Source organism: Streptomyces sp. NPDC006134, assembly GCF_040628835.1.
In the GTDB taxonomy this organism is placed as follows: Bacteria; Actinomycetota; Actinomycetes; order Streptomycetales; family Streptomycetaceae; genus Streptomyces.
The window spans coordinates 1-20608 of sequence record NZ_JBEXTV010000025.1 but is presented as its reverse complement, the minus strand read 5'-3'; the positions used below and the strand labels follow the sequence as shown (position 1 = coordinate 20608).

Sequence of the window (20608 nt, the reverse complement as noted above, 5' to 3'; positions counted from 1 at the left end):
GGGGCACGCGCCCTCCCGGCACCACCCGGGTGTCACCGTCCCCGGCTCACCCCACGAGGACACCGCTGATGCCGGTGACCGGGACGGTGTCCTCGGTCTTCGGCACCGTCACCCGTACCGGTTCCCCGAAGTCCGCGAGGGACATGGTCGCCGTCATGCCGCCGTCGGCCGCGTGGAAGGACATCCGCGTCTGCACGAGCCGTCCCCGACCGTCGACCCACGCGTCCGCGACGACCAGGACGTCACCGCCCAGCAGGTCGCGGGCCTGCTCCAGCTTCTCCCGCGCGTCCTGGGCCATCCGCAGGGTGAGGGTGGCGTGGTCGAGCACGCCGCGATAGTGCACGGCGCGCACGCCGTGGACGCTCTCTTCGCCCTCCTTGGTGACCTGGCGCATCGCGGAGATCTGCCGCAGGACGTGCTCCGGGTCGTTGAGCGGGGCCCGAAGCGCGGAGTGGGCCTCCGCCTCGTCCCGGGGGATGACTCCCCAGACGCCTTCATCGGTTCTCTGGACGCCGCTGACGTAGACCTTGTCTCCCGCGAAGATCTCCTCGATGCGCTTGACGCCGTTCCCCGGGAGTTCGACCGCCATGTGGCCCCGGTCCCCGGCGAAGTCGAAGCCGCCGGTGACGGTGAGGACGTACCGCTCCTCGCCCTCGGTGAGTTCGATCTCCTGGTCGATCCGGGCCGTGCCCTTGCCGACAGCCGCGGCGGCCGCCCGTACGGCGGGGTGGTGGACGGGAGAAGGCGACGTTGCCGCGGGCTCGTCGTCGTCCCCGGTGTCGGAGGTGGAACAGCCGGCGCACAGCAGCGCGGTGGCGACGGCTGCCAGGAGGAGAGGACGACGCATGGGGTTCTCCGGGAAACGGGGTCGGGCACTCGGCCGGACCGCGTCACACGATGCGTCTCGTCGGCCTCGGGCTGGGACGGAAATCCGTGGGCGGGGGGCGCCCCCCGCCGCGCGGTGATCTTACAAGTCGCCCGCGGGAGTGACCACGGTGCGGCGGCCGGCCACCGCACCAGCAGGGCGTCAAGGGCTTTCCGCTTCCCCGCTCAGGGCGTGTACACCGCCGGCCGCGGTGCGCGTGCCATGCCGGCGCCGAGGAAGAAGCTCGGGTGCGGGGGCTGGTTGTAGCCGGAGTTCTGCCAGGCCAGGGCGGTGCGGTACTGGGTGTCGTGCAGCAGCGTCGTGATCCTGGTGTCCGTCTCGTACGGGGTCGAGTAGATCCGCAGCGCCGTGTTGGTGCTGGTCCGCCACACCACTTCTTCCCGCCAGTCGCCCAGGATGTCGCCGGACAGGACGGGGGTGGCCTTGGTGCCGTTGTTGGAGGAGACGCCGGAGCCGGTCAGCAGGCGGGTGTCGCCGGAGGTGCCGTACTTGTCGATGCGGGTGCCGTCGAGGAGTTCGCGGGTCGGGTCGCCGTCCCACCAGGACAGGAAATTGGTGCTGGAGGGCTCACGGCCCAGGGCGGCGCCGGTCGCCGAGCGCAGGGTGGTGTCCGCGGCGGACCATGCCTCGGCACCCGGGCTGCCCGCGTAGACGTCACCGGCGACGCCGCGGCCGTTGTCCGCGCCGGAGGCCGTCTGCCAGAGCAGGCCGCCGGTGCGCGCGTCGGCCATCCAGGAGCCGGGCTTGGAGCTGTCCTCGGAGACCTTGAAGTACTCCAGGCCCGCCCGCGACGGGTCGAGGTCCCCGACGTGGCCCGCGTCGCCGTGGCCCAGCCTGGTCGTCCACAGCCCGGAGCCGTCGTCGTCGACGGTCATGGCGCCGTACACGATCTCGTCCCTGCCGTCGCCGTCGACGTCCGCGACGGACAGGCTGTGGTTGCCCTGGCCGTCGTACCCCTTGCCGCTGTTGGTGGAGGAGCTGGTGTCGAAGGTCCAGCGGCGGGTGAAGGAGCCGCCCCGCCAGTCCCAGGCGGCGATGACGGTCCGCGTGTAGTAGCCGCGGGCCATGATCAGGGAGGGGCGGGAGCCGTCCAGGTACGCCGTCCCGGCCAGGAAGCGGTCGACGCGGTTGCCGTAGGAGTCGCCCCAGGAGGAGACGGTGCCGCGGGCGGGGACGTAGTCGACGCTCTGCATCGCCTTGCCGGTGCGGCCGTCGAACATCGTCAGGTACTCCGGGCCGGACAGGACGTAGCCGGAGGAGTTGCGGTGGTCGGCGGTGGAGCTGCCGATGACCGCGCCGGTGCCGTCCTTCGTCCCGTCGGCCGTCTTCATCGCGACCTCGGCCCGGCCGTCGCCGTCGTAGTCGTACACCTGGAACTGGGTGTAGTGGGCGCCGGAGCGGATGTTGCGGCCGAGGTCGACGCGCCACAGCCGGGTGCCGTCCAGCGTGATGCCGTCGACGATCGTGTTGCCGGTGTAGCCGGACTGGGAGTTGTCCTTGGCGTTGGTGGGCTGCCACTTCAGGACGAGGTCGAGGGCGCCGTCGCCGTCGAGGTCGCCGACGGAGGCGTCGTTGGCCTCGTAGGTGTACGCCACCCCGTCGGGGGTGGTGCCGCCGGCCGGCGGGGAGACCGGGACGTCCTTGTAGCCCGCGCGGAACTGGATCGCGTGCACGGAGTCGGCCTGCTCCTGGCCGCCGACGACCGCGCGGACGGTGTAGTCGGCGTGTTCGGGAGCACCGGCGTGGAAGTAGGTGGTGGAGCCGGTGACGGGGCTCGCGTTGACCTTGGTCCCGGCCCGGTAGACGTTGAAGGACACGTCGTCCGGGTCGGTGCCGAGCCAGCGCCAGCTGACCAGGTTGCCGCCGGCGGTGTGGACGCTGACGACGCCCCGGTCCAGCTTCTCCACCTGGCGGGCGGTGGCGGCCTGGGCGGCAGCGGGGGCGGGGGCGGGCGTGGCCGGTCCGGCGCCGAGGAGGGCCGCGGCGGTGACGGCGACCGTGACGGCCGGGAGGAGGGCGCGGCGTCTGCGGCGGGGATGAGGGCGGGAGTGGGGGGCCGGATGCGGGTGCAGGTGCTTCACGGGACGAACCTCCGGGGGAGAACGGGGGATTCCGTCTCTCAGTCGCCGCCGGGGGCGGACGCGTTGCCGTACCGGTGCGCCGATTCGGTGACGGCGCCGAACGGTTCTCCGGGCGGCGTCCGCCCGCTCCCGGGCGGAGCCGGACGGCGGCCGCCGCGGCGGTGACGGTGCCGAGGGGGACCTCCCGCGCCCGCCGGATCAGGGAATGCGCGGAGCGGGGAAGGCGGCCGGGTCCGGCGGCTTCCGGAACGCCCGGAGGGTGAAGACGGGGTCGGGCCGGGGGCGGTCCTGGTCGGGCAGGGCCGCGAGGCGGGCGGCGAACCGCTCGGCGAGGGGGGTGTCCGGCGGCAGCGTGACGAACCAGCCGCGGCGCAGGTCGGCGATGGTGCGGCGCGGGCTGCGGCCCTGGCCGAGGCCGGTGAAGCGGGCCTGGCCCGCGGGGAGCAGGCCGTGGGCGCGGGCGCATGCCTCGACCGTCGCCGCGGCGTCCCGGGCCGGGCTGGGCGGGCGGTCGGCGAGGACGGCGTCGATGTCGCTGCCGACGTTGTGGGCGGCGGCCTTGTCGACGGTGGTGACGTAGACCCCGCCCGGGCGCAGCACGCGGGCGCACTCGCCGACGACGGTGCGCACGTCGTCGGCGCTGCCGAGGAGGTGCAGCAGCCAGACGGTGGTGACGGCGTCGAACCGTCCGTCCGCGAAGGGCAGCCGGCGGCTGTCGGCGCGGACGACGGCGCCGGGCAGGCGGGCGGCGGCGTGGCGGACCATGGCGGGCGCGAGGTCGACGCCGGTCACCCGCAGGCCCTCCCGCGCGGCGGCCAGCCGCCGGGTGACGATGCCGGTGCCGCAGGCGAGGTCGAGGAGGCTGCGCGTGCCGTGCGGTACGAGGCCGAGGACGGCGTGCGCGGCGGCGGCCGCCCGGGGTTCGCCGCCGCGTAGGGCGTCGTACCGGTCCGCTTCCTTGTCGTAGTCCAGCACGCGCCTCAGTGTGCACCGTGTCCGGGCGCCAAGTCCTCTACTTTACGGGCGAGTTGGAAGTCCTTATCGGTGACGGCGCCGCCCGCGCTGTGCGTGTGCACGCTCAGGGAGACGGTGTTGTAGCCGAGGGTGAGGTCGGAGTGGTGGTCGAGCTCCTCCTGGACCTGCGCGATGTGGACGACCATCGCCGTCGCCGCGGGGTGGGAGGCGAGGCGGTAGGTGCGGGTGAGGCGGTCCCCGTCGAGCGACCAGCCCGGCAGCTCGGCGAGCCGGTCCTCGATCTCCTTCTGCGACAGCGGTTCGGCGGGCATGGGCCGCGCTCCTTTCGGCGGGGTCGCGTACCCGTCCAGCCTGCCACAGGAGCGGGCCTGCGGCCCTGGTCAGAGGTCAGGGGGCCGGGTGCCGCCGCGCCGGGCGGGAGGGGGAACCCGGGTGCCGCCGCGCCGGCCGGGGAGGCTCAGCGGCGGGCGCACTCCGCCGCGAAGTCGTCCGCCAGCGCGGCGATCCGGTCGCGGCCCTCGACCTGCTCCACCCAGGCGTGCGGCAGGCCGACGTCGCCGTACCGGGCGCCGACGATGTTGCCGCAGACGGAGCCGGTGGAGTCGCTGTCGCCGGAGTGGTTGACCGCGAGCAGCAGCGCGTCCTCGGGGCGGGGCGCGGCCAGGGCGGCGTAGACGCCGAGGGCGAGGGCCTCCTCGGCGATCCAGCCGGCGCCGAGCCGCTCGGCCTTCTCGGCGCTCGGGTCGCCCTCGGCGGCCAGGTCCAGGGCCCGTTCCAGCGCGGCGGAGGTCTCCTCGTGACCCGGGTGGGCGGCGAGCAGGCGCAGGGTGCGCAGGACGGCGCCCTCGACGGACTCCCCGGCGAGGAGGTACGCCACGAGCGCGGCGAGCGCGCCGGCCGCGTAGTAGCCGGTGGGGTGGCCGTGGGTGGTCTGGGCGCAGCGGGCGGCCAGGCCGAAGGCCCGGCCGGCATCGGCGCCGGTCAGACCGAAGGGCGCCGAGCGCATGACCGCGCCGCAGCCCTTGGAGTCGGGGTTGACCGGTCCGGGCGGGCCGAGCGGGGCCGCCGGGTCCGGCACGAAGTCGGTGGCGAGGCCGGACAGGCAGGCGTTGCCGGGGGCGCGGCGGGAGTACAGCCAGGCCTCGGTGACCAGGCCGCCGGCGGGCCCGGGGTGGGTGCGGGCGAACTCCGGGTCGGGGGCGGGTGCGCGCTGGGTCTGGAGCCAGCGCTCGTAGGCCCAGCGGACCAGGCGGGGCGCGCCGCCGCCGATGCCCTTGAGCCGTTCCCGCTGGTACGCCTGGGTCAGGGCCTCGACGGTGAACAGGGTCATCTGGGTGTCGTCGCTGATGCGGCCGGGCACGCCGTCGCCGCCCGCGACGAGACCGGTGACGCCGCGCGGGCCGTGCGCGGCGCGGATGCGGTCGAGGGAGGAGAACTCCACGGGGTAGCCGAGGGCGTCGCCGAGCGCCCCGCCCAGCAGGCAGCCGCGCACGCGGGCACGGTACACGGCGTGTGCCGTGAGGGACGGTGAAAGGGACTGCTGCCACGGCTCGTTCATGCGGGGGCTCCTCGACTACGGTCGTACGCATGACCATTGTCGCGATCGGTACCGCCGCGCCGCACGCCGCCCCCGCCGGCAAGGGGGCCGGCCCGTTGCTGCGGGGCTGGCGGGAACGGCGGCGGATCAGCCAGCTGGAGCTGGCGCTGCGCGCCGGTTCCTCCGCCCGGCACATCAGCTTCATCGAGACGGGCCGCTCCCGGCCGAGCGAGGAGATGGTGCTGCGGCTGGCCGAGCACCTGGACGTGCCGGTGCGGGAGCGCAACGCGCTGCTGCTGGCGGCCGGTTACGCCCCGCACTACCCGGAGACCCCGCTGGACGACCCGGCGCTGGACGCGCTGCGCGCCGGCATGGAGCGGCTGATCACCGGCTACGAGCCCTACCCCGCCCTGGTGGTCGACGCCACGTACGACGTGCTGGCCGCCAACCGGGGCGTGGCGATGCTGATGGACGGTCTCCCGGAGCACCTGCTCCGGCCGCCGCTGAACGCGATGCGCCTGACGCTGCACCCGGAGGGGCTGGCGCCGCGCATCCGCAACCTGCGCGAGTGGCGCGGCCACCTGCTGGCGCAGATGGAGCGGCAGATCGCCCTGCACCGCTCCGAGCCGCTGCGGGCGCTGTACGAGGAGGTCGCGGCGTATCCGGTGCCCGACGACGCGCCCGGCGGGGAACCGGCCGAGCCGGTGCCGTACTTCGCGCTGCCGATGCAGGTGGAGCACGGGGGCCGGACGCTGTCCTTCATCTCGTCGATCTCCACGTTCAACACGCCGATGGACGTGACCGTCGCCGAGCTGGCCATCGAGACGCTGCTCCCGGCCGACCCGGCGACGGTGAAGTACCTTCAGACGCTGGTGTCCTGACATTCCTTCAGCGATCCGTACTGGAGCAGCGCGAAGCCGCTCACGGTGACCGCCTGGAGCACTCCCCAGACCGCTCCGGCCATGGTGGGCGTGAGCCATACGACGAGGGCGACGAAACTCAGCGCCGCCCAGGCGAGGTTGAGCTCCACCACGGCCCGCACCGGCAGCGCCGCCGGGCGGGCCCGGCCGGCGAGCCATCCCACCGCTGCGACGAACACCAGGAGGAAGGCGCCGAGTGCCGTCAGCAGACCGGAGCCGACGCCGAGCAGGCGCCCGAGCGGGCCGGGGAAGGCGAGGTAGGCGAGCGCGTTGGCGCCGGTCACCACGGCGTCCAGGGCCAGGAACCGGCGGAGCATCGACTGCGGTTCGGTGGTCCGGGCGAGCGCGGCGAGCTGGGTCGCGGACATGACGAATCATCCTCCGTCGGGGTCGGGGTACGGCAGCGGGAACCCGGGTGCCGGGCCGGAGTGCGCCGGCCCGGTACCCGATGTCTCCACGATCCCGCGGTGGCGCGGTCCGGTCGATTACCCGCGAGGTCATGGGAGGCCGGGGAAGGGCCGGCGGAAACATGGCAGACTGCGGGCGTCTTCGGTGTGCCGGGGAGGCGTGGCGTGCGGGAGCGACGGGCGCCGCGCCCACCGGGGGGCCGGTCCGGCAGGCCGTGCCGGGAGCATGACGGCCCTCGCCTCACCGGCCCGCGCCGCGTCGGTCCGCGCCGTGACAGCCCTCGCCGCGCCGGCCCGCGGCGTACCGGCCCGCGCGCCGGGCACGTACCGCACCACCCTCCGCGCCCGCACCCGCACCCGCACCCGTACGGGGACCACCTCCCGTACCCGCACCGCCCCCCGCGCACGGCGACGGCCGCGCGCCCGATCCCGAGGAGAACGCACCGCATGACCGCATCCGACGCCGTGTCCGCCCCGATCGACACCAGCCGGCCGCATCCGGCCCGCGTCTACGACTGGTGGCTGGGCGGCAAGGACAACTACCCGGTGGACGAGGAGCTGGCCCGCCGCATCCTCGCCGCGGACAGCACGGCGGTGCGCGGGGCGCGCGCCAACCGCCGGTTCATGCACCGGGCGGTCCGTACGGTCGCCGAGGCCGGGGTCCGCCAGTTCCTGGACATCGGCACCGGCATCCCCACCGAGCCCAACCTGCACCAGGTGGCGCAGCGGATCGCCCCGGAGGCGAGAGTGGTGTACGCCGACAACGACCCGATCGTCCTGCGGCACGCCGAGGCGCTGCTGCGCGGCACGGACGAGGGCGCGACCGACTACGTCCACGCCGACGTCCGCGACCCCGACCGGATCCTGCGGCTGGCGGCGGCCTCCCTGGACCTGTCCCGGCCCGTCGCCCTGTCGCTGGTGGCCCTGACGCACTACCTGGACGACGCGGCCGACGGCGACGACGTGTACGGCCTGCTGAAGCGGTACGTCGACGCCCTCGCCCCGGGCAGTCACCTGATCCTGTCGCAGGTCACCGCCGACCTGAACCCGGAGGCGGTGGAGAAGGCCGCCGCCCTGTTCGCGCGTGGCGGCACCCCGTTCTTCCCCCGCCCGCTCGCCGCGTTCGCGCGGTTCTTCGACGGTCTGGAGCTGCTCGGCCCGGGTGTCATCCCGGTGACGGGGTGGCGGCCGGAGCCGGAGGACGTGGCGGCGCAGGCGGAGGGCATCGTGCCGGTGTACGCCGGGGTCGCCCGCAAGCCCTGATCCGCGGCCGGACCCGAGACCCACGGCCGGCCCTGAAACCCGCGGCCGGCCCCGGGCCCACGGCGACCGGCGCCCCTGGAATCCGCCCCGCCCCGCACCACCCCGCTGCGGCCCTCACCCCCCGCACCACCCCTGCCCCGCGGCGCCCTGACCCGTACGGGCGCCGCGAACAGGTGCGCTTCCGCGCCCGCCCCTAGGTTCGAAGACCCGGGGTGCCCAGGGCGAGCAAGGGAGCAGCGCACGTGACGGACACGCGGACACCGCCCGCCGAGCCCGGCGCGGCACTGCTGCGCGCCGGGCGCTTCCTGCGCCCCGGCACGCCCTCCCCCGACCTGCACAGCATCGGCCTGGTGGGCGGCCGCGAGTCGGACGCCTTCTACCGGGAACGGTGGAGCCACGACAAGGTGGTGACCTCCACGCATGGCGTGAACTGCACCGGCTCGTGCCGCTGGCAGGTGTACGTCAAGGACGGGATCATCACCTGGGAGGCGCAGGCGACGGACTACCCGTCGGTCGGCCCGGACCGTCCCGAGTACGAGCCGCGCGGCTGCCCCCGGGGCGCCGCCTTCTCCTGGTACACCTACTCGCCGACCCGGGTGCGCTACCCGTACGTGCGGGGCGTGCTGCTGGAGCTGTACCGGGAGGCGAAGGCCCGCCTGAAGGACCCGGTGCTGGCCTGGGCGGACATCCAGGGCGACCCGGAGCGGCGGCGCCGCTACCAGCGGGCGCGCGGCAAGGGCGGCCTGGTGCGGGCGACCTGGGACGAGGCGGTGGAGCTGGTCGCGGCGGCCCACGTCCACACCATCAAGGCGTACGGCCCCGACCGCATCGCGGGGTTCTCGCCGATCCCCGCGATGTCGATGGTGTCGCACGCGGCGGGCGCCCGCTTCCACTCGCTGATCGGCGCCCCGATGCTGTCGTTCTACGACTGGTACGCCGATCTGCCGGTGGCCTCGCCGCAGGTGTTCGGCGACCAGACGGACGTCCCCGAGTCGGGCGACTGGTGGGACGCGGCCTATCTGATCATGTGGGGGTCGAACGTCCCGGTGACCCGCACGCCGGACGCGCACTGGATGGCGGAGGCCCGCTACCGGGGCCAGAAGGTCGTGGTCGTGGCGCCCGACTACGCCGACAACGCCAAGTTCGCCGACCAGTGGCTGCATCCGCACCCCGGCACGGACGGGGCGCTCGCGATCGCCATGGGGCACGTGATCCTCAAGGAGTTCTTCGTCGACCGGGAGACCCCGTTCTTCACGGACTACGTGCGGCGCTTCACCGACCTGCCGTTCCTGGTGACGCTGGCCGAGCGGGACGGGGGCCACGTCCCGGCGAAGTTCCTGCGCGCCGCCGACCTGGGGCGGGAGGGCGAGGACGCGCTGTGGAAGACGGTCGTGCTGGACGAGGCGAGCGGGCGGGCCGTGGTGCCCAACGGCTCGCTGGGCTTCCGCTGGAACGAGGCGGACCGGGGCCGGTGGAACCTCGACCTGGGCGACGTGCGCCCGAGGCTGAGCCTGCGCGGCCACGAGGAGGCCGCGGCCGTGGAGGTGCTGCTGCCCCGCTTCGACACCGAGGGCGGCCCGCACGGGCAGGGCCGCGGCGACGTCGTCCGGCGGGGGGTGCCTGCGGTGCGGCTCGGCGGGCCGGACGGACCGTTGGTGACGACCGTGTTCGACCTGCTGCTGGCCCAGTACGGGGTCGGCCGCCCCGGCCTGCCGGGCGACTGGCCCCGCTCCTACGAGGACGCGGACGCGCCCGGCACCCCGGCCTGGCAGCAGACGCACACCTCCGTCCCGGCGGCGGCCTGTGTGCGCGTCGCCCGCGAGTTCGCGCGGACCGCCGAGCGGTCGAAGGGCCGCTGCATGATCATCATGGGGGCGGGGGCGAACCACTGGTTCCACTCAGAGACGATCTACCGCGCCTTCCTCGCCCTGCTCCAGCTCACCGGCTGCCAGGGCCGCAACGGCGGCGGCTGGGCGCACTACGTGGGCCAGGAGAAGTGCCGCCCGTCGACCGGCTGGGCCTCGCTGGCCGCCGCGTCGGACTGGTCGCGCCCGCCGCGCCAGATGATCGGCACCGCGTACTGGTTCCTCCACACCGACCAGTGGCGCTACGACCGGTTCGGCGCCGACGTCCTGGCCTCGCCGCTGGGCGAGGGGCGGCTGGCGGGGATGACGGCGGCGGACTGCCTGGCCCTGTCGGCGCGCTGCGGGTGGATGCCGTCGTACCCGACCTTCGACCGCAATCCGCTGGAGCTGGGCGAGGCGTTCGGCGACCCGGTGGCGCGGGCGGTGGCCGAACTGCGCGCGGGCACGCTGAAGTTCGCCTGCGAGGACCCGGACACGCCGGAGAACTGGCCGCGGATCCTGACCCTGTGGCGGGCCAACCTGCTCGGCTCCTCCGCCAAGGGCGCCGAGTACTTCACCCGGCACCTGCTGGGCACCCACTCCTCGCTGCGGGCCGAGGAGGCGGCGCCCGGCGAGCGGCCCCGGGACGTCGTCTGGCACCGGGAGGCGCCCGAGGGCAAGCTCGACCTGCTGCTGTCGCTGGACTTCCGGCACACCTCCTCCACGCTGCTGTCGGACGTGGTGCTGCCCGCCGCGACCTGGTACGAGAAGCACGACCTGTCCAGCACGGACATGCACCCCTACGTGCACGCCTTCACCCCGGCCGTCGACCCGCCGTGGCAGGCGCGCACCGACTTCGACACGTTCAAGGCGCTGGCGGAGAAGCTGAGCGAGCTGGCCGCCGGGCACCTGGGCGTGCGCAAGGACCTGGTGGCCGCCCCGCTCCAGCACGACACCCCCGGTGAGACGGCCCAGCCGGGCGGTGTCGTACGGGACTGGAAGCGCGGGGAGTGCGATCCGGAGCCGGGCAGGACCCTGCCGAACCTCACGGTCGTGGAGCGGGACTACACGGCGATCGGCGCGAAGTTCGCGGCGCTGGGCCCGCTGGCGGAGGGCAAGGGGCTGCCCGCCAAGGGCATCACCCTGCGGCCGGACGAGGAGGTGGAGCGGCTGCGGCAGTCGAACGGGACCGTGCGCGGCGGCCCCGCCGACGGGCGCCCGTCCCTGGACACCGCAGTGAAGATGGCGAACACCATCCTCGCCCTCTCCGGCACCACCAACGGGCGCCTGGCTGTGCAGGGGTTCCGCACGCTGGAGGCGAAGACCGGGCGGGAGATGGCCCATCTGGCCGCCGAGCACGAGGGCAAGCGGATCACCTACGCGGACACGCAGTCCGCGCCCGTCCCGGTGATCACCTCGCCGGAGTGGTCGGGCAGCGAGGCGGGCGGGCGCCGCTACACCGCGTTCACGCTGAACACCGAGCACCTCAAGCCCTGGCACACCCTCACAGGCCGCCAGCACTTCTTCCTCGACCACGACTGGATGCACGAACTGGGCGAGGCGCTGCCGGTGTACCGGCCGCCGCTGGACATGAACCGCCTCTTCGGCGAGCCCCGCCTCGGCCCGGACGGGACACGCGAGGTGACGGTCCGCTACCTCACCCCGCACAACAAGTGGTCCATCCACTCCGAGTACCAGGACAACCTGTTCATGCTGTCGCTGTCGCGCGGCGGCCAGAGCATCTGGATGGCGCCGCAGGACGCCGACGCGATCGGCGTGGCCGACGACGACTGGGTGGAGGCCGTCAACCGCAACGGCGTGGTCGTGGCCCGCGCGATCGTCTCGCACCGCATGCCGCCCGGCACGGTCTACATGCACCACGCCCAGGACCGCACGGTGAACGTCCCGCTGGCGGAGACCACCGGCCTGCGCGGCGGCATCCACAACTCCCTCACCCGCCTGCTGCTCAAACCCACCCATCTCGTCGGCGGCTACGCCCAGCTCTCCTGGGCGTTCAACTACCTGGGCCCGACGGGCAACCAGCGCGACGAGGTCACCGTGATCCGCCGCCGCGGCCAGGAGGTCGAGTACTGATGCGCCCCATGGCCCAGATCGCGATGGTGATGAACCTCGACAAGTGCATCGGCTGCCACACCTGCTCGGTCACCTGCAAACAGGCGTGGACCAACCGGCGCGGCATGGAGTACGTCTGGTTCAACAACGTCGAGACCCGCCCCGGCCAGGGCTACCCCCGCCGCTACGAGGACCAGGACAGGTGGCGCGGCGGCTGGGAGCTGAACCGGCGCGGCGCGCTGAAGCTCAAGGCGGGCGGCCGGCTGAAGAAGCTCGCCGGGATCTTCTCCAACCCGAAACTCCCCGAGATCAAGGACTACTACGAGCCCTGGACCTACGACTACAAGAACCTCACCGACGCCCCGCTGGGCACCGACTACCCCGTCGCCCGGCCCGTCTCCCAGCTCGACGGCAAGCCCATGAAGATCGAGTGGTCGGCCAACTGGGACGACAACCTCGGCGGCGCCCCCGCCCACGGCGGCCTGGACCCGATGGTGGAACGTGTCCGCCGGCAGGCCGCGGACAAGGTGCGGTTCGCCTACGAGCAGACGTTCATGTTCTACCTGCCGCGCATCTGCGAGCACTGCCTGAACCCGTCCTGCGTGGCGTCCTGCCCGTCCGGCGCGATGTACAAGCGCAGCGAGGACGGCGTCGTCCTCGTCGACCAGGACCGCTGCCGGGGCTGGCGGATGTGCGTGACCGGCTGCCCGTACAAGAAGGTGTACTTCAACCACCGCACCGGCAAGGCCGAGAAGTGCACCTTCTGCTTCCCGCGTATCGAGGCCGGGCTGCCGACGATCTGCTCGGAGACGTGCGTGGGCCGGCTGCGCTACCTGGGCGTGGTGCTGTACGACGCCGACAAGGTGGCGGCTGCGGCCTCCACCCCGGACGAGCGGGGCCTGTACGAGGCCCAGCTCGGCGTCTTCCTCGACCCGCACGACCCCGAGGTGCGGCGGGCGGCGGAGGCGGCGGGCATCCCGTACGACTGGCTGGAGGCGGCCCGGCGCTCCCCCGTGCACGCGCTGGTCAGCCGGTACCGGGTGGCGCTGCCGCTGCACCCGGAGTACCGGACGATGCCGATGGTCTGGTACATCCCGCCGCTGTCGCCGGTGGTGGACGCGCTGACGGAGACCGGGCACGACGGGGAGGACGCGGACAACCTGTTCGGCGCGATCGACACCCTGCGCATCCCGCTGGAGTACCTGGCGGAGCTGTTCACCGCCGGGGACACCGGCCCGGTGCGGGCCTCGCTGGAGAAGCTGGCCGCGATGCGCTCGCACATGCGGGCGGTCAACCTCGGCGAGGAACCCGACCCGGCGGTCGCCGCGGCCGTCGGCATGGACCCGCGGGAGATCGAGGAGATGTACCGGCTGCTGGCGATCGCCAAGTACGAGGAGCGGTACGTGATCCCGACGGCGGCCGTCGGGGACGCGCGGCGCCTGGAGGAATCGGCCCTGCCGGACGCGTGCAGCCTGGACCACGACGGCGGGCCCGGCATGGGCGGCGACGGCCCGTTCGGGCGGGACTCGGGGCGCAGGCGGCTGCCGCTGGTGCCGGTGGAGAACTTCCACATCCTGCGCCGCCGGCAGACCGCGGACGACGAGCGGGAGGTGTGATGCCCGGTTTCGAGGTGCTGTACCAGGCGGCGGCGCTCTGCCTGACCTACCCCGACGAGGAGTTCCGCGCCCGGCTGCCGCTGCTGCGGGAGGCGGCCCCGCAGCTGCGGGAGTTCACCGACCACGCGGCCGTGACGGATCCGGTCGAGCTGGAGGCGCACTACGTGCGGGTCTTCGACCTGAAGAACCGGCACAGCCTGTACCTGAGCTGGTGGCGGGACGGCGACACGCGGCGCCGCGGGCTGTCGCTGGTGCGGTTCAAGGAGCTGTACCGCGCCCACGGCCTGGAGTGCACCGGCGAGGAACTGCCCGACTTCCTGCCCGCCGTGCTGGAGTTCGCCGCCCGCACCGGCAACATCGACCCGCTCGTCGAGCACCGCGACGCCCTGGAGCAGCTCCGGTCCCGGCTGGCCGAGTTCGGCACGCCGTACGCACGCGTCCTGGACGCCGTCTGCGCCACCCTTCCGCCCGCACCCGCCGGAGCCCGCCCATGACCGTCTTCCTCTGGGGCGTGCTGCCGTACGCCGCGTTCGTGCTGCTCGTCGCCGGACTGGTCTGGCGGCACCGCTACGACCGGTTCGGCTGGACGACCCGCTCCTCCCAGGTGTACGAGTCGAAGCTGCTGAACATCGCCTCGCCCGTCTTCCACTACGGCATCCTCTTCGTCCTCGTCGGCCATCTGATCGGCCTGTTCGTGCCGGAGTCGTGGACGGACGCGATCGGCGTGAACGAGCGCGCCTACCACCTGTTCTCCCTGATCGGCGGCACCGCGGCCGGGGTGCTGACGGTCGCCGGGATCGCGCTGCTGATCTACCGGCGCCGCACCAACGCGCCCGTGTTCCGCGCGACCACCGCCAACGACAAGCTCATGTACGTGTTCCTGCTGGCGTCGATCGTGCTGGGCATGGTGGCCAAGCTCGCCCACTCCTCCGGCACCGGCTACGACTACCGGCACACCATCGCGCCCTGGTCGCGCAGCCTGTTCACGCTCAGCCCGGACACGGCCCTGATGGAGGGCGTGCCGGTGCTGTACCAGGTGCACGCGGTGGCCGGCATGGTGCTGATCGCGCTGGTGCCGTACACGCGGCTGGTGCACATGTTCAGCGCGCCGGTGCAGTACCTGGTCCGCCCGTACGTCGTGTACCGCTCGCGCGACCCCCGGCAGCTGGGCCCGCGCCCGGAGCGACGGGGATGGGAGCGGGTGTGAATCCCTGGCACCCATGCCGTGTGGTCAGGTGCGGGGCGAGTGTGTCAAGTGGCCTGAACAGGAACGGAGTACCTGCTGGAACCGTGTCGACCAGGATCACTGTTCGGCAAGGAGCTCCGTGGGCACCGAGTCTGCCGTCTTCCGTGAGGTTGTCGTTGCCGTAGGGGCGTTCGCGCCCGGCCCTCTCGGTGAGCTGCCCTGGATCGTTCCGTTCGGGATGGTCGATGAGGCGCTGGCCCAGACCGGCAGGGTGCAGGCACGGGTGAGGGATCTGCCCTCCCGGGTGGTGGTGCATCTGCTGCTGGCCGGGTGCCTGTTCCCGCGGTTGGGCCGGCGGCAGATGGGGCGGCGGCTGACGGCAGACCTTGAAGGGCTGCCCACCGCGGACCCGACGGACGGCGCGCCGATGCAGGCCCGCCGACGGGTGGGCGCCGTACCGCTGCGGTGACCGTACGATCTGCTGCGCGGTCCGGCCGCGGGTGTCGGCACGGTCGGCGTGTGGTGGCGGGGGCTGCTGGTCCGTGCGGTCGACGGCACGCCGGCGGCGGTGCCCGACGGCGAAGCGGACCCGGCCGTGTTCACCGAGCACCGCTGCAACAACGACGGCGCCGGATATCCGGCCCTGCGGCTGCCGGTCCTGGTCTCCTGCGGCACCCGAACCCTTCCGGACGCGGTCTCCGGACCGGCCGGCACCGGTGAGAGGGCCTGTGCCCCGCGCCTGTTGCGGAGCCTGCACGAGGACATGATCGTCCTGCTGGACCGCGACTTCACCGCCCAGGCGCTGGTGACCTCCCTCGCCCGTACCGGCGCGCAGGTGCTGGGCCGGGTGAAGAACAGCCACCGGCTTCCCGTCCTGCGCCGCCTTCCCGACGGCTCCTTTCTTTCGATATGCGGCACGGTCCCCGTTCGCGTCATCGACTGCGAGACCACAGTGGCCACCGGCGCGGGCCGCAACACCGTCGGCTACCGCCAGGTCACCACGCCGACCGGCCACCGCACCCACCCGGCCGACGACCTGATCACGCTCTGCCACCAGCGCTGGAAGATCGAGACCGCTTACCTGGAAATCAAGTCCCCCTCCCGGGCGCTCCCGGGCGGCCGGGTCCTGCGCGCCTGCGCCCTCGGCCGGCATCGACCAGGAGGTGTGCGCGCTGCCGGTCACCTACCAGGCCCTGCGGCTGGCCATGGCGGACGCCACCGGCAGCCCTACCGGCATCGACCCCGACCGGGCCGGCTTCGCCATCACCCTGAACACTGCCCGCGACCTGGCCTCCAGGCCGCGGGTGTCATCGCCGACACTGCCACCGACCTCGTCGGCACCATCGGCCACCGCATCCCCGCGGACCTCATGCCCGACCACCGGCATCCGCACCCGGCCCCGCGTCGTCAAACGCACGATCTCCAAGTACCACGCCAAAGGCACCGCCGACCGGACCGGTTACAAGGCCACCACCAGCATCGACATCCCGACCACACCAGACCCCCGACAGCCCGACCGAGACTTTAACTACACGGCACCGGGACTAGCCCGCGATGCCGGGACCGTCCCCGCGGGTGCGGGGAGCAGTCGCGACGCTCGTTGTAACAGCGGATGGACTGGGCCTCCGCCAACTTGAAGTCACAGGTCAAGGAGCTGGTGTGATCGGCCCTCGTGGTGCTCGTGCTGGTCGCGCGCGGAAGTCTGCGGACAAGATCGTCCGTCAGCGGTCGACTTCGAGGTTCGTCAGGACGAGCAGAGCACGCAGGAGTCGGGTGGCGTGGGCGGGATCGGTACGGAGTTTGGTGAGGATCCGCCAGTTCTTGAGGTGGGCGAAGCCGTGCTCGACCGGTGCGCGTCCGACGGCGAGGACGCGGTTGGCTTCCTTCTGACCAGCGGTGAGTTTGTGGGTGCGGCTGGCGGTGTAGCCGGTGACGATCACGGTGTCGTGGATGTCGTTGTCCAGGCCGCGGAAGCCGAGGTCGGCCAGAGCGCCGAGGCCGGCGGCGCGTAGGTGGGCCAGGATGTGGTCGTGGCAGGCGGCGGTGTTGTCGTGGGTGCGGCCGGGCCGGGCGGCGGATATCCGGATCAGGCGGCCGTTCTCGTCGGTCAGGGCGAGGAAGTGCAGGCCGTGGCTGCGGTGCTTGCCGGAGTGGTTGCGCCGGTCGGCCGGTCCGGTGCGGCGCTGGGTGCGGATGAGGATGCCGTCGATCAGAACCACCTCCCCGCCCTGCTTGACGACCTTCTTCAGGGCGCGGTCCAGGCGCGGCGCCTGGGCGGCAAGCAGGGCGATCAGCTCGTCCCGCCAGCGTCGGACGGTGGACTCGGACATGTCGTTGCCGCCGGCCATGTCGGCCAGGCGTTCGTCGTGGCGCAGTACAGCCAGGACGATCACCGCGATCTTCCCCGGTGGCAGGATCCGCCACCGGGACCTGATCGCCTTCAGATGGCGCCTGAGCAGATCGGCGAGGTGGTTGACGGTGCGCGTGGACAGCGACAGACGGCACTGGCAGACAAGCGGGCAGGTGTCCTCGGCGTGCTTCTTGGTATTCGTCAGTCAATTCCAACGGCCGCCGAGGGTGCCCTGGTTACGCCCGTGCCGCACCGCTCCGGGCGGCGGTGCCCCTAGTCACAGGCGCGAGGTGAACCGGCCGTCGGGAAGTTTCCGCAGCCAGCCGCGATCGACGAGTCTGACCAGCTTGCCGCGTAGCGGTTCCAGCTTGGCCCGCACACTGATGTCGACGCCCACCGCCTCGCCGACCTCGCGGGCCATGACCGGTCCCGCGGCCTGCCGCGCAACGATGAGAATGCGCTGATAGTCCGGCGGCAGCGTGCTCTCCTCCACACCCGGTTCGCGGTGCGGGATCAGCATCACCGCTCGTCCGGCCACCTGTCTGGGCGTCGGCAGGTCCGAGGAGCGTTCCTCGGCGAGCTGCCCGGACACCCGCTCAAGGACCCGTTCGGCGACAGCGAGCTCATCCCGCTCAGCCCGCACCTCCGCCAACTCCTTGGCCAGCCGTTCTTCGAGTTCGTCCAGTTCCGCGCGCCGCGCGGTGATCCGTTCCAGCAGCTCGGGATCCAGCATGCACAGATCGTAGAAGCCCGTTGATGGGGGTTTTCCGGAAAAGGGTGTGCTCGAGTGGCTTTGTTCACGAGCCGACGGCACCTGTACACGAGTTTGGGCAGCACTCGAAGCTCTGCAGACGTCGAGCAATTCATGGCTTCGGGCAGCATGGGCCCCTGCCAAGACTCTGGCAGGGGCCCATGGTGTGGAGAGCCGAGGAGGGCTGGGACCTGTCCCTGGATGAGCAGCATCCTGACCAACACGGCTACCGTCTGCTGGTGGCCTGACGGCCCGGCGTCACTTCAGGTGTCGGGTGAAGAACTGGGCCGCTGCGTCCGCCGCGAACTGCGGGACGCCGGTGTGCCCGCCCATATTGGCGTGCAGCGTCTTCTCCTTGGAGCCGAAGGCGTCGAACAGGTCCAGGGCCGCCTGCCGGTCGTTCCCTTCGTCGTCCCACTGCAGCAGGACGTGCAGAGGGATGGTGACCTGGCGGGCCTCCTCGAACATGGAGCGAGGGACGAAACTCCCGGCGAACAGAACAGCGGCCGAGATGCGCGGCTCGACCACCGCCAGCCGGGTCCCGATGGAGATCACTCCCCCCGAGTACCCGACCGGGCCGCCGATCTCGGGCAGTGACAGGAGGGCGTCCAGGGCGGCCTGCCATTCCGGGACCGCCTTGTCGACCAGGGGGAGGATGAGGGCGTCGATGATCTCGTCGCTGACCGGCTCGCCGGCCTCCATAGCCCGGTGCAGGTCGGCGAGGGCCTGCTCGGCGGCGGGCAGGCGGGGCCGGTCGCCGCTTCCGGGGAGCTCGATGGTGGCCGTGGCGAAGCCGTCCGCCGCGGAGTGCCGGGCTCGGGCCACCAGCCGGGGGTACGTCTTGCGCAGCCCGAGAGGAGGGGGGCTGAGCAGGATCAGCGGCGCCGGTGCGGATGTGGATGCGGATGCGGGCGTCCACAGGATGCCGGGGATCTCGCCGAGGGTGAATTCGCACTCGAGGACACCGTCGTCGAGACGCTGTTCGGAAGTGAAATGCATGGTCGTGCCTTTCGGGAGTGCACTGAACGGCGCTCCCGGACGACCTACCGTCCGACCGTGACCCCGGAGGGGAGCACCCATGTCGATACTGCGTTCACGGGTACCACCTCCTCGCTCTCTTGCACGGCCTCCGGAAACGTAGCAGTGGCTGCCGTGGTTCCGCCAACGGGTTTTTCCGGAGGCTCTGTGGCCGAGCACCACGGCGTCGGAGTCACGCCTGTCACTGGTCGGGAAGCGCACGTCCGCCACCGATTCGAGCACCGAAAAACCGCCAACCAACCGCTGACGGACGATCTACTGCGCAGACAGCCGCCCACGACCAGCGTGAGCACCCTGAGCACCGGTCACACCAACCCTTTGACCTGTGACTTCAAGTTGGCGGAGGCCCACTGGGGACCATCCCCGCGGGTGCGGGGAGCAGGTACGGGAGACGATCAGCGTGTCGTCGATCGTGGGACCATCCCCGCGGGTGCGGGGAGCAGCACTCCCCCGGCGCGGCGTGGCCGCTCGGCGCGGGACCATCCCCGCGGGTGCGGGGAGCAGCAGCCCTGGGCGCGCTGGAACGCGCGGGTCGCGGGACCATCCCCGCGGGTGCGGGGAGCAGCGCGGCCCAGCTCTGCCACCGACGGCAGACGCGGGACCATCCCCGCGGGTGCGGGGAGCAGCAGCCTTCCGTGAGTCCGGCGTGCGTCACGGCGGGACCATCCCCGCGGGTGCGGGGAGCAGGGAAGCGTCGTCGGGGCGGTGCCGTAAACCTGGGGACCATCCCCGCGGGTGCGGGGAGCAGTGGCAGCCCCGCAGTCCGTAGGTGGCCATCGGGGGACCATCCCCGCGGGTGCGGGGAGCAGTCGGACGCGGTGCGCGGGGCGCGGCTGGCCGCGGGACCATCCCCGCGGGTGCGGGGAGCAGCGGGCCCAGCGTGCGGCCAACGAGTGCCGGAAGGGACCATCCCCGCGGGTGCGGGGAGCAGGGATCGTTCACCCTGAACCCGGTCAGCGAGATGGGACCATCCCCGCGGGTGCGGGGAGCAGCGGTCCTCGGTGGTCTCGCCGTGGCCGCGCTGGGGACCATCCCCGCGGGTGCGGGGAGCAGACCTCGTCGCTGTCAGCCGTGATCGGGACGGTGGGACCATCCCCGCGGGTGCGGGGAGCAGCCCTGTCCCCGGCGTCCGCCGGCTCAAGTCCTAGGACCATCCCCGCGGGTGCGGGGAGCAGTCGCCGCGCTCCACGCCACACGCCGCACACAGGGGACCATCCCCGCGGGTGCGGGGAGCAGCTGCTGTCCATCGGGGTCGTCGACGAAGTCGCGGGACCATCCCCGCGGGTGCGGGGAGCAGATCCGGCTGAGCTGCTGAATGTCGCCGCTCGCGGGACCATCCCCGCGGGTGCGGGGAGCAGGCTGGATGACCTGCGGTTTTACTGGCGCTGGAGCCGGTTTCCGAGCACTTTCTCCGATTCCGGCAAACGGGAGATAAAGGACTTGATACACATCAGTTCCTCCCGAAGCGTCGGCGTTTGGCGGCTCTGCTCCAGCCGGATGGTGGCCCGTTACGGGGAGCTGGACCGGGGGCGGGTGCGTTGGGGTCGGGGCGGCGGATCAGGGTGACGCCCTCGTGGTCGATCGGGTGCCAGGCGTGGTCGTGGGTGCGGAAGGTGAAGCCCTGCTCGTTGTTCGTGGTGTGGGCCAGCAGGGCGCGGCCTTGTCCCGCGTACTGCTGGAC

General features: G+C 72.7%; 18 protein-coding genes and 1 CRISPR repeat array. Of the genes, 8 read left to right on the top strand and 10 right to left on the bottom strand.

Annotated elements, in window-relative coordinates; genetic code table 11:
* Nucleotides 1-46: 46 nt before the first annotated feature.
* The 5 genes from ABZ340_RS18200 to ABZ340_RS18180 form a co-directional block, all read right to left on the bottom strand.
* Nucleotides 47-847: a hypothetical protein gene (locus tag ABZ340_RS18200; RefSeq protein WP_358782774.1), complete on the bottom strand. Its 801-nt coding sequence runs from the start codon at nucleotides 845-847 to the stop codon at nucleotides 47-49.
* 203 nt (nucleotides 848-1050) lie between these two features.
* The gene (locus ABZ340_RS18195; protein ID WP_358782773.1) at nucleotides 1051-2967 is read right to left on the bottom strand and encodes a rhamnogalacturonan lyase; all 1917 of its coding nucleotides are present in this window, start codon (nucleotides 2965-2967) and stop codon (nucleotides 1051-1053) included.
* 198 nt (nucleotides 2968-3165) lie between these two features.
* Nucleotides 3166-3942, bottom strand: a complete 777-nt coding sequence (locus tag ABZ340_RS18190) for a class I SAM-dependent methyltransferase (protein ID WP_358782772.1) — start codon at nucleotides 3940-3942, stop codon at nucleotides 3166-3168.
* Between the two features lie 5 nt (nucleotides 3943-3947).
* Nucleotides 3948-4253 (bottom strand): 4a-hydroxytetrahydrobiopterin dehydratase, encoded by a 306-nt coding sequence (locus tag ABZ340_RS18185; protein ID WP_358782771.1) that lies wholly within the window; start codon nucleotides 4251-4253, stop codon nucleotides 3948-3950.
* Nucleotides 4254-4399: 146 nt separating this feature from the next.
* Nucleotides 4400-5500: an ADP-ribosylglycohydrolase family protein gene (locus tag ABZ340_RS18180; protein WP_358782770.1), complete on the bottom strand. Its 1101-nt coding sequence runs from the start codon at nucleotides 5498-5500 to the stop codon at nucleotides 4400-4402.
* Between the two features lie 29 nt (nucleotides 5501-5529).
* Here ABZ340_RS18180 and ABZ340_RS18175 point away from each other — a divergent pair, with 29 nt between their 5' ends.
* Entirely contained in the window at nucleotides 5530-6360 is an 831-nt protein-coding gene (locus ABZ340_RS18175) for a helix-turn-helix transcriptional regulator (RefSeq protein ID WP_358782769.1), read from the top strand.
* Here ABZ340_RS18175 and ABZ340_RS18170 read toward each other — a convergent pair.
* Entirely contained in the window at nucleotides 6342-6767 is a 426-nt protein-coding gene (locus tag ABZ340_RS18170; RefSeq protein WP_358782768.1) for a hypothetical protein, read from the bottom strand. The genes ABZ340_RS18175 and ABZ340_RS18170 overlap by 19 nt on opposite strands.
* 486 nt (nucleotides 6768-7253) lie before the next feature.
* Between ABZ340_RS18170 and ABZ340_RS18165 the strand changes: the two genes are divergently transcribed.
* The 7 genes from ABZ340_RS18165 to ABZ340_RS18135 all read left to right on the top strand — a co-directional run bounded on the left by ABZ340_RS18165 (nucleotide 7254) and on the right by ABZ340_RS18135 (nucleotide 16316).
* The gene (locus tag ABZ340_RS18165) at nucleotides 7254-8069 is read left to right on the top strand and encodes an SAM-dependent methyltransferase (protein WP_358782767.1); all 816 of its coding nucleotides are present in this window, start codon (nucleotides 7254-7256) and stop codon (nucleotides 8067-8069) included.
* A gap of 242 nt (nucleotides 8070-8311) precedes the next feature.
* Complete coding sequence (locus ABZ340_RS18160) at nucleotides 8312-12007, top strand: nitrate reductase subunit alpha (RefSeq protein WP_358782766.1); 3696 nt, start codon at nucleotides 8312-8314, stop codon at nucleotides 12005-12007.
* A complete protein-coding gene (narH, locus tag ABZ340_RS18155; RefSeq protein WP_358782765.1) occupies nucleotides 12007-13602 on the top strand; it encodes a nitrate reductase subunit beta in 1596 nt (531 codons plus the stop codon). The genes ABZ340_RS18160 and narH overlap by 1 nt, the downstream gene beginning before the upstream one ends.
* Nucleotides 13602-14096, top strand: coding sequence for a nitrate reductase molybdenum cofactor assembly chaperone (narJ, locus tag ABZ340_RS18150; protein ID WP_358782764.1), 495 nt, complete (start codon nucleotides 13602-13604; stop codon nucleotides 14094-14096). The genes narH and narJ overlap by 1 nt, the downstream gene beginning before the upstream one ends.
* The gene (gene narI, locus ABZ340_RS18145; protein WP_358782763.1) at nucleotides 14093-14809 is read left to right on the top strand and encodes a respiratory nitrate reductase subunit gamma; all 717 of its coding nucleotides are present in this window, start codon (nucleotides 14093-14095) and stop codon (nucleotides 14807-14809) included. Before narJ ends, narI begins: the two co-directional genes overlap by 4 nt.
* Before the next feature lie 118 nt (nucleotides 14810-14927).
* A complete protein-coding gene (locus tag ABZ340_RS18140) occupies nucleotides 14928-15257 on the top strand; it encodes a transposase domain-containing protein (protein WP_358782762.1) in 330 nt (109 codons plus the stop codon).
* Between the two features lie 99 nt (nucleotides 15258-15356).
* Nucleotides 15357-16316 carry a transposase gene (locus ABZ340_RS18135; protein ID WP_358782761.1) on the top strand — a complete coding sequence of 320 codons (960 nt, stop codon included), beginning with the start codon at nucleotides 15357-15359 and terminating at the stop codon, nucleotides 16314-16316.
* Nucleotides 16317-16509: 193 nt separating this feature from the next.
* On the opposite strand, the gene ABZ340_RS18130 is transcribed toward ABZ340_RS18135, so the two are convergent.
* The 4 genes from ABZ340_RS18130 to ABZ340_RS18115 all read right to left on the bottom strand — a co-directional run.
* Complete coding sequence (locus tag ABZ340_RS18130; RefSeq protein ID WP_358782760.1) at nucleotides 16510-17181, bottom strand: transposase family protein; 672 nt, start codon at nucleotides 17179-17181, stop codon at nucleotides 16510-16512.
* A 234-nt stretch (nucleotides 17182-17415) separates the two neighbouring features.
* Nucleotides 17416-17871: a hypothetical protein gene (locus ABZ340_RS18125; RefSeq protein WP_358782759.1), complete on the bottom strand. Its 456-nt coding sequence runs from the start codon at nucleotides 17869-17871 to the stop codon at nucleotides 17416-17418.
* A 276-nt stretch (nucleotides 17872-18147) separates the two neighbouring features.
* Nucleotides 18148-18888, bottom strand: coding sequence for an alpha/beta hydrolase (locus tag ABZ340_RS18120; protein ID WP_358782758.1), 741 nt, complete (start codon nucleotides 18886-18888; stop codon nucleotides 18148-18150).
* A gap of 392 nt (nucleotides 18889-19280) precedes the next feature.
* Nucleotides 19281-20285: a CRISPR direct-repeat array (repeat unit 29 nt; unit sequence GGGACCATCCCCGCGGGTGCGGGGAGCAG).
* A gap of 92 nt (nucleotides 20286-20377) precedes the next feature.
* Nucleotides 20378-20608 (bottom strand): type I-E CRISPR-associated endoribonuclease Cas2 (locus tag ABZ340_RS18115; protein WP_358782757.1); only part of this gene is annotated, 231 nt, incomplete at its 5' end.